The following is a 13009-nucleotide window of genomic DNA, read 5'->3' as shown; positions in this document are numbered from 1 at the left end:
ACTGACAATGAGATATAGAAAATGAATACAATGTTCCTCGCTTAGCCAATATGGTGGAGCGGGGATTTATTTGCAGGGTGAATTTTTACTATTCTTAAAATATAATAAGGCGGGAAGAGGAATGGAACTACAGCTAGAACCGCGCAGACGGACGTGGAAATGGCGGCTTTCGGCACTGATAAAAAGTTTTGAATGTATCCGGGTGAATATGCGGAGAAAGTATTGGCATTTTTGCAGCAATTGCGGAAGGAGAGCGACAATGAAGCGAGTTGATGTGGTGTATGTGCTTCTATACGATGAAGTGGAACAAAAGGTATTAATGGTGTACAACAAACGAGGAACATGGTCGCTTCCTGGCGGGGGAGTGGAGAAAGGAGAAACGTTGCGGGAAGCGGCGATTCGCGAGGTAAAAGAGGAAACGGGATATGACGTGGATGTTCATGATATCGTTGCCCTTAATGAAGCGTTTATGGACGGTAATCATGTCTTTTTTATTACGTTTCGTGGAACGATTGTTCATGCGCCTGTGGTAATAAGTAAGGATGAAAACATCATAGACGTTCAATGGGTGGACATCGAAACAGCAGAACAACGGATGCCGTATCATCCAAATGGGATTCGCGCTTTTCTCCGACCGACAAGCGGTGCACAATATACGATTCAACAGTAAGTAAAATAAGTTCAATAAAACTTTTTCTTGACATGAAAAATATATGGATGATTATAATAGTGAATAAATTATGCCGTTCATTGATAGATAGCCAAATTGCTAGAATGACAGTGCAGTTTGGTTATAGCCGATCGGGATGTTTCACTAAAAATAGTGGGCATGCCGTTTTTTTATGGAAAAGGGGGAACTAAGACATGCCAGTATCAAAAGGAGAAATGGAAGATCAAATTAGCCGCGCGCTTACGCAATGGGAAAAAGAATATTTAGGACGGGGGTCCGTTGCTGTTAAGACCGATATCGTTCGTAACATTATTCTCATTCAATTAAAAGGAATTTTAACGCCAGCGGAAAAAAACTTAGCAAGCACGAAGGATGGATTATTGTCAATCAAGCGCATTCGCGCGGATTTAATTGAATCGGGCAGCGACCAGCTAAAAAAAATGATTTCAGAAATTACCGGAAAAGACATCATCAGCATGCACACCGACATCAGCACCCGTACCGGGGAGCGAGTGATTGTTTTTTTATTAAACGAGAATTTAGAGGAAGAGCTGAGGAAATAACGATTTGGTGGTGATGAACTGGAGACATTTTTCAGCCATCGAAAAATGTCTCCGGTTTTTATATCTTTTGTAGAATCGTTATAGCAACAGAGGCTAAAATGAAATAAGGAACTGTTTTAAATGAAAGAATTGCTTGTGTCCATTCCGCCGTTTTGAAAAAAGTAAACATTATACATGAAAGCAGCCATGAATCCCTTTCATATCAACATAAAACACTACGGTGCAAACGGGAAAAAGAAGAAAGCGACAAAAAATAACATGATGTAAACTGCGGCGATGTAAATGAGCGTAAAGAAGAAGGCGAAAACAAACAGCCATACTCGCGCTTCAGAAGGTGATGTCATTGTTTTCTGGATAAAGCGAAACAAAATAAGTAGAAGCAAAGAAAGGGCGAACATGAGATATGACGGAACAGCCCATTTTCCTAACGAAATTGAACCACCAGCGTTTCGCCATTCCAAGCGGCTGAGGTGGAAAAAGCCAGTTTGATAGCGAATCCATAACGAACCGATAATAAATATAGCGACCAAAACAGCAAACGTGCCGCCAATCCATCGTCTTTGCGTCGATGTTGCCCCTCGCAACAAAAGCATCACAACACCAAAGTACCCAAGTGCAACGAGTTCCATGCATATAACTCCTTTTTTAGATTATAATTCTACTTATATGAAGGAAATTCCTTTTTTATCCGTCTAAGGATAGGAGGAGATTTTTCATGTGTGGACGATTTTCATTAACAGTTGGAATCGAGCAATTGCAATCGCTTTTTGGTTTTGGCTATAGCGAAAACATCGCTCCTCGTTTTAACATTGCTCCAAGCCAACAGGTGCTAACCGTTATGGAAGAGGATGGAGTGCGAATTGGGAAGATGATGAAGTGGGGGCTCGTGCCGTCTTGGGCGAACGATCCGAAAATCGGCTGGAAGATGATCAACGCCAGGGCGGAAACCATCGATGAAAAAGCGAGCTTTCGCCGTGCGCTCAAGCGGCGGCGCTGTTTGATTTTAGCGGACGGATTTTATGAATGGAAAAAAGAAGGAGAGAAAAAAATTCCATATCGCTTTACATTGCAAAACGAACAGCCATTTGCGTTTGCAGGTTTGTGGGAGACATGGGACAAACATGGTGAAATGCTGTATACGTGTACGATTATTACAACAAAAGCGAACGAATTGGTAGGTACGATTCATGATCGCATGCCCGCGATTTTGCCGCAAGAGTGGCATGACGCATGGCTAGACAAGAAGTTAGAGGATACTGATTATATCAAATCGCTATTGCAGCCGTATCCTGCCGAAGAGATGAAAATGTACGAAGTGTCAACGATCGTTAATTCTCCGAAAAACGATGTCGCTGATTGCATAAAGCCAGTAAATGGGGGAGAAACATGAATCCGATTGTATTGTTTGATGACATTTGCTCGCTGTGCAATGCAAGCGTGCAGTTTATTATCGTGCGTGATCCACATGCCGTATTTCGCTTTGCTTCTTTGCAAAGTGAAACAGGAGCGGCGCTGCGGGAAAAGTTTGGTGTTCCCGAGGTGGACAGTCTCGTGTTGCTCGAAGATGGCCGCTATTATATGAAATCAAGTGCCGCTCTCCGCATTTGCCGGCGGCTTGCCGGCGCTTGGAAACTGTTTTATATATTTTGGCTTGTTCCAAAGCCGCTGCGCGATTATGTATATGATTTTGTCGCCAAGCATCGGTATGAATGGTTCGGAAAGCGCGATCATTGCCTGATGCCCACTCCCGACATCCGCGCGCGGTTTCTCGATGATGATTGATGACAAGCGCGATTGTTGAATGACGCATTTGTAAGAGAATTAGCTTGGCACAAACAGACACAATAAAATAGGACTGCCCTCTCTCTTTTTTTGCAAAAAATGTTGACAATCGAGGGAAAATCCTCATATTATAAGAGCAAATAGTGTAAAATTACACTAAAAGGAAAATTTGGTATAAAAGGGATGGTGGTTTTGAAGTACGGATGGTGGATTTGGGGGTTCAGCCTTCCTACCTTTTTAGTGACGTATGTGTATTCATTCTTTCTTGCCAGCAAAATTGCCTATGAATCCCAGGCGGCTTGCCGGAAAAAGTTTATTTTTACTCCGAAAGATGTGGAATATTGCAGCGATATTTACCCCATCGATGTTTTTCTCATCTCGTTAAAGACATGCCTGCTTTCCTACCTTTGTATTGCATCAGGAATGTTCTTCATTCTGCATCCACTGTATCAGCTTTATAAAAAAGCTTTCATATAAAACGGTATATTTGGCACTGTCATGGATCCCTGTCCCGTTTCTCTTTCATTTTTTCGACTATAATCAATATATTTCGATGCGTTCGTCTGCATCTCCTGTGATTGTATTATGTGTCGCTATTATCATTGTAGGAGGCCTATCCACACAAGCGAACTGGAAAACGTTTTTCCTGATGAACGGAATCGCTGCGGTTTTGACATTGTGTCTTGCGTCGCTTGCGATCCCGAATGATCTGCATTGGTTTAAGCCTGTTACGAGAAATGTAGCTATGGTGTTTACAGCGATTGTGTATACACTTGGCCAGCTTGTCGTGCACTTCCTTGTCAGGGGCGTCATCACGCTAGTAAAGAGGGGATAATGGTGGATTGTTTAGGATGCCGGATTGCGCATGGATTAGAACCAACATATATCATATATGATGATGAGCTAGTCACTTGTGTGCTCGATATTGATCCATTCAACGAAGGGCATATGCTTATTTTACCTAAGCAACATATTCGGGAATTGGAGGAAATGGATGAGGAGCTATCGCTGCATGTGATGAAAACATCGCAATTATGTGCAAACGTGCTAAAACAACGGTATGGGGCGGACGGCATTACCATTTGCCAAAATGGCGGTGTGTTTAACGATTTGGGGCATTATCATATGCATGTTATTCCTCGATTTATCGGGGACGGATTTACATGGAGCGAGTCGCAGTTCGATACAGGAGAGAAGCAGCGGCTTGCCGAAACAGCCGCTAATCTGAAAATCTATTTTCATCGCGTTTTAGGAAAGTCCTAATCAAGAAAAGAGAGAAGGAAATTGCGTCTCCTCTCTCTTATGTGGTAATCGTGGGAATTACTCGAGCTGCTTTTGAGCATAGCCAATAAGTGGAAAGCTTAATAGCAATAAAGCCACGATAAATGTGATGACGCCAAGCCAATGAAAATGGGTCCAAAAATAGCCGCCGGCTGTGCCAGCGAGGCTGGAGCCTAAATAATAGAATAAGAGATAAAGAGAAGAGGCTTGCGCTTTATTTACGTTTGCACGTTCGCCAATCCAGGTGCTCGCGATGGAATGGCAGCCGAAAAAGCCAAAGGTAAATAACGAAAGCCCGATGATGTTGACAACAATAGACGGAACGAGCGTAACGACCGCACCGAGCACGGTCAATGCCACCGAAATGCTTAACACCAGCGCATGGCCGTGTAAATCGGCTTTTCTTCCCATATAAACCGAGCTAAAGCTGCCGAATATGTACACGATAAACAGAAATCCAAGTACGGACTGGCTGAACGAATATGGCGGTTCGCTCAATAAAAAGCCGATATAGTTATACAGCGTCACAAATCCGCCCATAAATAAAAAGCCAAGTGCAATGAGAGCCATTAGCGGTTTATTGCGCAAATGAACGGCATACGCCTGCAGTGCGGCTTTGCCATTGAGCGGTTTTTTTATTGAATGTCGAGGCGTCGGGAGAATGAAAGCAAAAATCATGCTTAATAGAAGAGAAATTGCTCCAATGGAAAATAGCGCCGTCCGCCACGAAAACAAATCGGTCAGCACGCCTGTTACAATACGTCCAGCCATACCGCCGATGCTCGTTCCACTAATATAGAGACCCATCACTTTTCCAATCCCAGCCGGATGAAATTCCTCAGCGACGTAAGCCATGGCCAGTGACGGGATGCCCGCAGCTGTCATGCCAAGAAACGTGCGCGCAAGGACAAGGGAAAGAAAATTAGGGCTAAACGCCATGGCCATTGCCAGCATCGATGTCAACAGCATGGACATCATCATCATATTCTTTTTGCCGATGCGGTCGGATAAACTGGCCGCTATGAGCATCATTACCGCCAACGTTCCGGTAGACGCGGAAACCGTTAAGCTGGCGGACGCCGCAGAAACATGAAACTCTTTTGCGAAAATCGGCAACAGCGGCTGCGTCGTGTATAAAATCGCAAAGGTGACAAATCCCCCGAAAAATAGCGCCAAACTTGCTTTTATGTATTCGGCGCTGCCTTTTTGGATGTACGTCAATGTTCTCGCCTCTTTTGTTTCGTGTATTGCTATAGTTTTACTATAACTCTTTTATATAATATAAGGAAGATATTCTGAAATGCCAAAGAGATAGAGGATTTAAAATTGCGAAAACAAACACGCCGCAATCAGACGGTATGTTTGCATCATTGCTGCGGTTTTCTTTCCGGCATCTATGAAAACATTTTTACAGGTGTTTTTCTCTTTCATGGAGAACAAGTTAATAAATACATATTTATAGATGAGGTGAGCACGATGCATATCGTTACAGCCGCAGAGATGTATGAAATCGACCGCGACACGGTTGAACAAATCGGCATTAGCGCCGATTCCTTGATGGAAAACGCCGGGCAGGCGCTGTTTCATGTGCTGCGCGAACGCATTCCCCGTTCGGCACGGGTAGCGGTGCTAGCGGGAACAGGCAACAACGGCGGTGACGGATTTGTTGTTGCAAGAATGTTGAAAAGCTGCGGATATGACGTGGATTTATGGCTTATTCCGCCGAAAGAAAAGATCAAAGGTGCAGCAAAGACAGCGCTGACTATTTATGAGCGTTCGAGATATGACATCAAAGAATATATCGGAAATGAACAATACTTTGCCGAACAGGTTCGTCATTATGATGTAATCATTGATGCGCTTCTTGGGATCGGCATTCAGGGAGCCGTCCGTTCTCCGTACAAAGAGATTATCGAACTTGTCAATCGTTCTAACGCAATCGTCTATGCCGTTGATATTCCGAGTGGAACTCCAGCGGATGGGGGAGAGGTCGAAACTGCCGTTCGCGCTGATATCACGGTTACGATTCAATGTCCAAAACTAGGGGCGTATACGTTCCCTACAGCAGACTATTACGGCGAACTGCTCCTTGTCGATATCGGCATTCCACCGATTGCCGTGAAGCGGAATGCTGCTCCTCGTTTTGTCTGGAAAGAGGACGATGTCATACGGACATTGCCAAAACGAAACCGGTCGTCCCATAAAGGAACGCATGGAAAGTTGTTGGTTGTTGGCGGTTCTCGCTCGATGACAGGTGCGATTACGTTAACGGCAAAAGCCGCACTGCGAAGCGGTGCGGGATTATTGACAATGGCAGTGCCGGATGACATTTATTCCGTTGTCGCCAATCGCGTTCCGGAAGCGATGTACTATCCGTGCCCGGCGCGAGACGGAGCGTTTTCCGGCGCCGTGGATGTATCGGCGCTCGATATCGACGCGATCGCGATTGGCCCGGGGCTTGGCCGTACGGATGGCGTCCGCAACCTTGTTTCCGCCATCGTGCAGCAGGAAGTGCCGATTGTTATCGATGCCGACGCCCTCTTTTTCTGGAACGAGTACGCCGCGCTAATTCGTGAACGAAAAGCGGCAACAGTGGTCACCCCGCATCCCGGGGAAATGGCGCGCATGCTTGATCTGTCTATCAATGAAGTCGAAAGCGATCGGTTTGGCGTTTCAAAACGGCTGGCAACCGAGTACGGCATCTACGTCGTGTTGAAAGGACCTTATACGATTGTGACAACGCCAGACGGCTCGCAATACGTCAACACAACCGGAAATCCCGCCTTGGCAAAAGGCGGAAGCGGCGATGTGTTGACAGGGATCGTTTCCGCGTTTCTCCTGCAGCATCATTCTGCGCAAGAAGCCATTAGCAACGCCGTCTGGGTTCATGGAAAAGCCGCCGATATGCTTGTAGAACGCGGCCATTCACAATGGGACGTGCTTGCTGGCGATTTGATTGAAGCAATTCCAGCGGTGCTTTCGTATGTGCAGGAAAAACAATAGGGGGGATATGATTGAAGAATTGGAAATGGTGGCTGGACATTGCAATGGTTGGAATCGGCGCTTTTTTGCTTTGGAAAAGCGTGGACCTTGGCGAAGCATACGCCAATCATTGGCTTCGCGAAAGTGGGGGACATGCAGACACGGATACTTATCATATTATCTTATCCGAAGCGATTCGTATGTATCGATGGGCGGGCGCGATTTTATTCGCTATCGGCATATGGTTTCTGCGTAAAGAAGCGATGCGCTAGAATATAGAAGCGCATCGTTTTTCTTTTTGGGAGTAGTTCAAATCTCCCATACTCGTTTTAGTTCGCGAATTCCAGCTCGGATGTCCGCCTCGCTCATTCCTCCAAAGCCGAGCAAAAGATACGGAGGCGGCGTTCCGTTGTTCCCAAACCAATATTTCGCTGCGGAATAGACGAGAATGCCTGCTTGTTCTGCTTTTTGCACAAGTTCGATGGTGTCCTTGCCTTTTATTTTTACAAGAAGATGAAGCCCCGCTTTGTCGCCGATGATCGTTGCTTGATCACCGAAGTATTTGCGAATCGCTTCGATAAGCGCCTGCCGCTTTTTTGCGTAGATGGTGCGCATGCGGCGGACATGGCGTTCAAAATGGCCTTCACGCATAAATCGGGCGAGAGCTTTTTGGACGATCGTAGCGACGGTCTGATGGTAGTTGGAGCAGCGTTCATGAAACCGCTCTAACAAATGTTGCGGTAGCACCATATAACTTGTGCGGATGGCAGGGGTGAACACCTTTGAAAACGTGCCGACATAAATGACATGGTCTTGTGTATCGAGCGCTTTTAATGCAGGGATCGGTTTGCTCCCGTAGCGGAATTCGCTATCATAATCGTCTTCAATTATAAATCCGTTAGATTGCTTCGCCCATTTTAGCAGCTTTTGCCGCTTGCCGATCGGCAATACCATTCCGAGCGGCAATTGATGCGAAGGAGTGACATAAACGACTTTCGCGTTGGTTGTTTGCAGCTGGTCGATATTCAGACCATCTTCTTCCAGATCGATCGGGATAATGGAAAAATGGTGGTTTTGAAACATGGTGCGAATGACATTATAACAAGGGTTTTCTAAAGCGACCGCATCGTGCCGAAGGTCAAACAGCTGGCATAAGACGCCAATCAGTTGCGGCGTGCCAGAGCCGATAATAATTTGTTCGGCCGAACAGCGAATGCCGCGCGCGTGATACAAGTAGCGTTGGATTTCTTTGCGCAAGCCGATATCTCCTTGGCGGTCGCCATACCATAATAATTCGCTTCGCTCCGCATCGATCGCCGCGAGAAGACATTTTCGCCATGTTTTCATCGGAAAATGGTCAAGGTCAATATGACCGTAGCGAAAATTGTAGCGAATTGGCGTGCTTTTCGGAGCCTCCGGCAGAACATCGATTTGGGAACCCTGCGGTGCGAGAGGTTCTTCTAGTTCTTGCACCATAAATCCTACGCGAGGTTTGCTTTCGATATATCCTTCGGCAAGAAGCTGCTGGTAGGCGGTTTCGACGGTATTTTTGCTGATGCCTAGGTGTTGGGAAAGCACGCGAATCGATGGGAGCTTGCTTCCTTTTTGAAGATGGCCGTTTGTGATTTCCTCTTTTATGTACGTATACAGCTGCATGTAAAGCGGTGTGCCGTTTGTTGGATCGAGAATGGGCTGCAATTCCACTGCGTTTTCCTCCTCTGACCCTTCTTTTTTATTTAATTCTGTCCCTGTTCATAAGGTCAGTTTTTTTCTATGATTCCATTATAAACTAGGAAGGGGGAAAATAGATGAGAAGGGATATGTTGGAATGCAAAGATGAACAAAAAATCAACCGGTTTTTGCAGGAAGCGTTGACCGGATTTTTAGGTTTGACAGACGGTGGTGAGCCATATGTCGTACCGCTTAATTTCGTATGGTGGAACGGCTGCATCTACGTGCATGGAGCGGAAGAAGGGAGAAAAATCGATATAATCCATCGCAATCCGCGCGTTTGTTTTACCGTTAGTGAACATATCGGGACAATGGTGCATCCCGTTCCAGCAAAAACGAGCACCGCTTATATGAGTGTGATGATATTTGGAACAGCGGAGATCGTTTCTGATCTAAAGGAGGCGACACGAGCGCTCGACCAGTTGCTTGGCAAATATGTGCCGGGCTATTTTGACCGACCGCTTTCCGAGAAGCATGTATCATCATACCGCTCATCGGCAGGAAGCGCGACTGTTGTCATCAAAATCGTTCCTGACCTTATTACTGCGAAAGAAAAACCGTTAGAGAAAGAGCGAAAGTTTTATAAAGGACGAACTGTGCGGGATGATATCGGCAGGGTTTTTTGATTACAAATAGATAGAAAATTTCGTTTATTGTCATTATAATGAATATATGTTTCACAAGGGGAAGCATGATAAATAAAATAGTTGCCTTCAGCGGGATATGATCGAACAAGAACGAAGGCGGCAATATACGGTCAGCTAGTCGGCCGCAATGGCGGTGACGATTTTCAATGTAGTGGCGGGATTCAGTACGCTGGTTCGGGAGCATCGGTTTTCACCGGAAGCGGCCGAAAAGCGAAAGCAGGCCGCCCAGCATTGTTTTTTCAAGGAAGGGATGGCAATGGATTATACGATGTTTCCATTAAGTGAATATGCGGTGACGATTCGTTTTTCGACGAAAGTAGATGAAGCGGTGAATGACTACGTTCATCGTGTCGCTGCTTTTTTGGAACAACAGAACAAAGACGGGATTTTTGATATTGTCCCAACGTTTTCATCGGTGACGGTGTATTACGATCCGCTTGTCGCCGGAAGCTGTGAGGAAATATGCGAGTGGCTGCGAACAGAGCTTGAGCGGGTTGAACAGGTGAAAGCGCCGCCATCACGAACCGTTGTCATTCCCGTCTGTTACGGTGGAGAGTTTGGCCCGGATTTACAAGAAGTCGCCCGTTTTCACGGGATCACCGAAGAAGAAGTGATCTCTATACATTCACGGGGAAGTTACCGCGTGTATATGATTGGCTTTGCTCCCGGCTTTGCGTATTTAGGCGGGTTGTCTCCCGAGATTGCGACTCCGCGCCGCTCTACCCCAAGAACGCTTGTGCCAGCCGGTTCGGTCGGCATCGCCGGCAGCCAGACAGGGATTTATCCGCTGGCGACTCCAGGAGGATGGCAAATTATCGGAAGAACGCCGCTTGCTTTGTTCCGGCCGCATGATCCGGAGCCGAGTTTGCTTCGTGCAGGAGATATCGTACAATTTCGTCCAATTACCGAAGAACAGTATAGGATGTGGGAGAATGAGCACGATTCAAGTAATACATAGCGGATTTTTCACAACCGTGCAGGACGGAGGACGCTTCGGATATCAAAAAGCCGGTGTATCCGTTGGAGGAGTGATGGATTCGTTTGCGAGCCGGATTGCGAATTTGCTTGTCGAAAATGACGCGAATGAGGCGACATTAGAAATTACGATGAACGGCTCGACGCTTCGCTTTGAAACGGATGCGCTCATTGCGATTTGCGGCGGCGTGTTTCGCTGTGCATTAAACGGCAAACCAATATCGATGTGGAAGCCGCTTGTCATTCGGCGCGGTGATGTGTTATCGATCGGGGCGTGTCAAAACGGCTATCGTGCATATATCGCGTTTGCGGGCGGGCTTAACATTCCGATTGTGATGAACAGCCGTTCTACCCATGTACAAGCGCACATCGGCGGTTTTCATGGAAGAGCGCTGCAGCCGGGGGATGTATTGTCCCTGCGATCCAAGACGATAACGATTCCAAAAAATCCTATTCGTTGGGGGATTGCGTTTTCTGCGAGAAATTACATAAAAGGGAAAAGAAAAATGATACGTGTCGTGAAAGGCCCGGAATATCACATGTTTACCGAGCAAAGCCGAGAGCGATTTTTTTCTTCCGTGTATGAAGTGACGACGCAATCGGACCGCATGGGCTACCGCCTGCAAGGACAAGCGCTTGAGCGCATGACGAATCAAGAAATGGTTTCGGAAGCGGTCACGTTTGGAACAATTCAAGTTCCAAAAAACGGCCAGCCGATTGTGCTCATGGCGGATTGCCAAACGACAGGCGGGTATCCGCGCATCGCTCAAGTGATTCGCATCGATCTTCCGATTTTAGCGCAGGCGCGCCCAGGCGATCATATTCAATTTCAAAAAGTATCGTGGCAAGAAGCACAACGGTTATATATCGAACGAGAGCAAGAAATAAAAAAATGGAAAATGATCATTCGTCAAAAATGGAGGGAAATCGGCTATGCGCGTTGATTTGAATTGCGATTTTGGCGAAAGCTTTGGAATATATCGCCTCGGCGAGGAAAAAGAGATTTTGCAGTATGTCACATCGGTCAATGTCGCTTGCGGCTTTCATGCCGGAGATCCGCTTGTGATGCGGAAAACGGTGCAGATGGCATTAGAGCAAAAAGTCGCGATCGGCGCGCATCCAGGGTTTCCGGATTTGCTTGGATTTGGCCGGCGCAACATCGCGGTAACTCCAGAAGAAGTGTATGCGTATGTTGTTTATCAAATTGGGGCGCTCGCTGCGTTTGTGAAAGCGGAAGGAGGGAAGATGACGCACGTCAAGCCGCACGGCGCGCTTTATAACATGGCGGCGAAAGACGCAGCGCTGGCCGAGGCGATCGCCAAAGCGGTGTACGATGTCGATCCAACCTTAATTCTGTACGGACTTGCCGGAAGCGAGCTGATTCGCGCAGGAAAGAAAATCGGCTTGCGGACGGCAAGTGAGGTATTTGCCGATCGAACGTACCAACAAGATGGTTCATTGACACCAAGAAGCGACCCGCGCGCATTGATTGTTGATGAACAGGAAGCGGTTCTTCAGGTGCTTGCCATGGTGAAAGAAAAACGCGTCCGCTCTTTGCAAGGCATCGATGTTCCGATTGAAGCGGAGACGATTTGCATTCACGGGGACGGCAAGAAAGCGGTGCTGTTTGCGAAGCGGTTATATGAGGCGCTGCAGAAGGAAGGCGTGGATGTTTGTTCTATAAAATGACATTTTTTAGCGTAAATCTTTTATGAATTGCATTGTTCAATAATTCCACAGCGAGATACACCGCCACCGCCCATATAATGAGAGCGGAAAGTTGATTGATGCGTTTCATCAGCGTTCCTTTTTGATCAATCTGGCCAATCGTTTTTCCGGCAATGGCAAGAAAGAAAAACCACAGCCAGGAAACAGAAATGCAGGCACCGGTAAAAGTAACTTTTTCGGCCCCGTCATAATTCAATGAATTGGTGCCAATCATATCCCGATGGTGTCCAATATCGCATGAGGATTTAGCAATGAAACAGAAAGGGCAAACAGTATTTGTTTTTTCGGCGGCATCGACCCTTGATCGTTCGCAGAAGATGGCTGGCTCTTCCAAACCGTCCATCCCATATATAATAGAAAAAAGAAACCAACGGCAAATAGGATCGTTTGCAGCCAGGGCATCGTAAACACAACCACCGATATGCCGAGCACCGCCAATAAAATGAGCGCCGTATCACACAGCGCCGCGGTAAACACTGCGGGAAGCGCCCGCAAAAAGCGGGGCTGCATCGCTCCTTGCTGAAGAACAAATACATTTTGCGCGCCGAGCGGAAGAATCAGGCCAAGCGCTAGGATAAAGCCGTGAATGAAAGCAGTAAGCACGTTCCATTTTCCTTATCTATGTATGATATTCTCTAGAAAAACTCGTA

At 46.6% G+C, this 13009-nt stretch carries 16 protein-coding genes and 1 pseudogene; 13 read left to right on the top strand and 4 right to left on the bottom strand.

Features of this window, described 5'->3' with window-relative positions; translation table 11 throughout:
* The first annotated feature begins 259 nt into the window (after nucleotides 1-259).
* A complete protein-coding gene (locus DER53_RS14280) occupies nucleotides 260-670 on the top strand; it encodes an NUDIX hydrolase (protein WP_062755254.1) in 411 nt (136 codons plus the stop codon).
* Between the two features lie 194 nt (nucleotides 671-864).
* Nucleotides 865-1233 (top strand): Na-translocating system protein MpsC family protein, encoded by a 369-nt coding sequence (locus DER53_RS14275; protein WP_015864126.1) that lies wholly within the window; start codon nucleotides 865-867, stop codon nucleotides 1231-1233.
* A gap of 215 nt (nucleotides 1234-1448) precedes the next feature.
* On the opposite strand, the gene DER53_RS14270 is transcribed toward DER53_RS14275, so the two are convergent.
* Nucleotides 1449-1862, bottom strand: coding sequence for a hypothetical protein (locus DER53_RS14270; RefSeq protein ID WP_062755256.1), 414 nt, complete (start codon nucleotides 1860-1862; stop codon nucleotides 1449-1451).
* Nucleotides 1863-1948: 86 nt separating this feature from the next.
* On the opposite strand from DER53_RS14270, the gene DER53_RS14265 reads away from it, so the two are divergent.
* The 4 genes from DER53_RS14265 (at nucleotide 1949) to DER53_RS14250 (ending at nucleotide 4278) form a co-directional block, all read left to right on the top strand.
* Entirely contained in the window at nucleotides 1949-2623 is a 675-nt protein-coding gene (locus DER53_RS14265; protein WP_062755258.1) for an SOS response-associated peptidase, read from the top strand.
* Entirely contained in the window at nucleotides 2620-3015 is a 396-nt protein-coding gene (locus DER53_RS14260) for a thiol-disulfide oxidoreductase DCC family protein (RefSeq protein ID WP_062755260.1), read from the top strand. Before DER53_RS14265 ends, DER53_RS14260 begins: the two co-directional genes overlap by 4 nt.
* A gap of 487 nt (nucleotides 3016-3502) precedes the next feature.
* Nucleotides 3503-3850 (top strand): hypothetical protein, encoded by a 348-nt coding sequence (locus DER53_RS14255; protein ID WP_153016805.1) that lies wholly within the window; start codon nucleotides 3503-3505, stop codon nucleotides 3848-3850.
* Nucleotides 3850-4278, top strand: coding sequence for an HIT family protein (locus DER53_RS14250; protein WP_062677336.1), 429 nt, complete (start codon nucleotides 3850-3852; stop codon nucleotides 4276-4278). Before DER53_RS14255 ends, DER53_RS14250 begins: the two co-directional genes overlap by 1 nt.
* A gap of 57 nt (nucleotides 4279-4335) precedes the next feature.
* Here the strand turns inward: DER53_RS14250 and DER53_RS14245 are convergent, their stop codons facing one another.
* Nucleotides 4336-5517, bottom strand: a complete 1182-nt coding sequence (locus DER53_RS14245) for an MFS transporter (RefSeq protein WP_062755262.1) — start codon at nucleotides 5515-5517, stop codon at nucleotides 4336-4338.
* 255 nt (nucleotides 5518-5772) lie between these two features.
* Between DER53_RS14245 and DER53_RS14240 the strand changes: the two genes are divergently transcribed.
* Together DER53_RS14240 and DER53_RS14235 are read left to right on the top strand one after the other, a co-directional pair.
* Nucleotides 5773-7299: a bifunctional ADP-dependent NAD(P)H-hydrate dehydratase/NAD(P)H-hydrate epimerase gene (locus DER53_RS14240; protein WP_062755302.1), complete on the top strand. Its 1527-nt coding sequence runs from the start codon at nucleotides 5773-5775 to the stop codon at nucleotides 7297-7299.
* Between the two features lie 11 nt (nucleotides 7300-7310).
* Nucleotides 7311-7550, top strand: a complete 240-nt coding sequence (locus DER53_RS14235) for a hypothetical protein (RefSeq protein ID WP_240345749.1) — start codon at nucleotides 7311-7313, stop codon at nucleotides 7548-7550.
* A gap of 37 nt (nucleotides 7551-7587) precedes the next feature.
* Here the strand turns inward: DER53_RS14235 and pdxR are convergent, their stop codons facing one another.
* Nucleotides 7588-8982 (bottom strand): MocR-like pyridoxine biosynthesis transcription factor PdxR, encoded by a 1395-nt coding sequence (gene pdxR / locus DER53_RS14230; protein WP_062755264.1) that lies wholly within the window; start codon nucleotides 8980-8982, stop codon nucleotides 7588-7590.
* A 104-nt stretch (nucleotides 8983-9086) separates the two neighbouring features.
* Between pdxR and DER53_RS14225 the strand changes: the two genes are divergently transcribed.
* The 5 genes from DER53_RS14225 (at nucleotide 9087) to pxpA (ending at nucleotide 12320) form a co-directional block, all read left to right on the top strand.
* On the top strand, nucleotides 9087-9635 hold the full coding sequence (locus DER53_RS14225; RefSeq protein WP_062755266.1) for a pyridoxamine 5'-phosphate oxidase family protein: 549 nt from the start codon (nucleotides 9087-9089) through the stop codon (nucleotides 9633-9635).
* Between the two features lie 81 nt (nucleotides 9636-9716).
* Entirely contained in the window at nucleotides 9717-9941 is a 225-nt protein-coding gene (locus DER53_RS14220; RefSeq protein WP_062755268.1) for a hypothetical protein, read from the top strand.
* The gene (gene pxpB / locus DER53_RS14215) at nucleotides 9913-10614 is read left to right on the top strand and encodes a 5-oxoprolinase subunit PxpB (protein ID WP_062755269.1); all 702 of its coding nucleotides are present in this window, start codon (nucleotides 9913-9915) and stop codon (nucleotides 10612-10614) included. The genes DER53_RS14220 and pxpB overlap by 29 nt, the downstream gene beginning before the upstream one ends.
* On the top strand, nucleotides 10589-11575 hold the full coding sequence (locus DER53_RS14210; protein WP_062755271.1) for a 5-oxoprolinase subunit C family protein: 987 nt from the start codon (nucleotides 10589-10591) through the stop codon (nucleotides 11573-11575). Before pxpB ends, DER53_RS14210 begins: the two co-directional genes overlap by 26 nt.
* Nucleotides 11565-12320, top strand: coding sequence for a 5-oxoprolinase subunit PxpA (gene pxpA, locus DER53_RS14205; RefSeq protein WP_062755272.1), 756 nt, complete (start codon nucleotides 11565-11567; stop codon nucleotides 12318-12320). The genes DER53_RS14210 and pxpA overlap by 11 nt, the downstream gene beginning before the upstream one ends.
* Here pxpA and DER53_RS14200 read toward each other — a convergent pair.
* Nucleotides 12310-12962: pseudogene (locus DER53_RS14200) on the bottom strand (LysE/ArgO family amino acid transporter). The gene pxpA and the pseudogene DER53_RS14200 overlap by 11 nt on opposite strands.
* Nucleotides 12963-13009: the final 47 nt, after the last annotated feature.

The organism is Parageobacillus toebii NBRC 107807, from assembly GCF_003688615.2.
In the GTDB taxonomy this organism is placed as follows: domain Bacteria; phylum Bacillota; class Bacilli; order Bacillales; family Anoxybacillaceae; genus Parageobacillus_B; species Parageobacillus_B toebii.
Note: the sequence above shows the minus strand (reverse complement) of the source record. Positions and strands in the feature narration are given on the sequence as shown.

Excerpts from the sequence above, each read along its gene's own strand:
- DER53_RS14280 (WP_062755254.1), top strand. The coding sequence starts at position 260 with ATGAAGCGAGTTGATGTGGTGTATGTGCTTCTATACGATGAAGTGGAA.
- DER53_RS14275 (WP_015864126.1), top strand. The coding sequence starts at position 865 with ATGCCAGTATCAAAAGGAGAAATGGAAGATCAAATTAGCCGCGCGCTT.
- DER53_RS14270 (WP_062755256.1), bottom strand. The coding sequence starts at position 1,862 with ATGGAACTCGTTGCACTTGGGTACTTTGGTGTTGTGATGCTTTTGTTG.
- DER53_RS14265 (WP_062755258.1), top strand. The coding sequence starts at position 1,949 with ATGTGTGGACGATTTTCATTAACAGTTGGAATCGAGCAATTGCAATCG.
- DER53_RS14260 (WP_062755260.1), top strand. The coding sequence starts at position 2,620 with ATGAATCCGATTGTATTGTTTGATGACATTTGCTCGCTGTGCAATGCA.
- DER53_RS14250 (WP_062677336.1), top strand. The coding sequence starts at position 3,850 with ATGGTGGATTGTTTAGGATGCCGGATTGCGCATGGATTAGAACCAACA.
- DER53_RS14240 (WP_062755302.1), top strand. The coding sequence starts at position 5,773 with ATGCATATCGTTACAGCCGCAGAGATGTATGAAATCGACCGCGACACG.
- DER53_RS14225 (WP_062755266.1), top strand. The coding sequence starts at position 9,087 with ATGAGAAGGGATATGTTGGAATGCAAAGATGAACAAAAAATCAACCGG.
- pxpB (WP_062755269.1), top strand. The coding sequence starts at position 9,913 with ATGGATTATACGATGTTTCCATTAAGTGAATATGCGGTGACGATTCGT.
- DER53_RS14210 (WP_062755271.1), top strand. The coding sequence starts at position 10,589 with ATGAGCACGATTCAAGTAATACATAGCGGATTTTTCACAACCGTGCAG.
- pxpA (WP_062755272.1), top strand. The coding sequence starts at position 11,565 with ATGCGCGTTGATTTGAATTGCGATTTTGGCGAAAGCTTTGGAATATAT.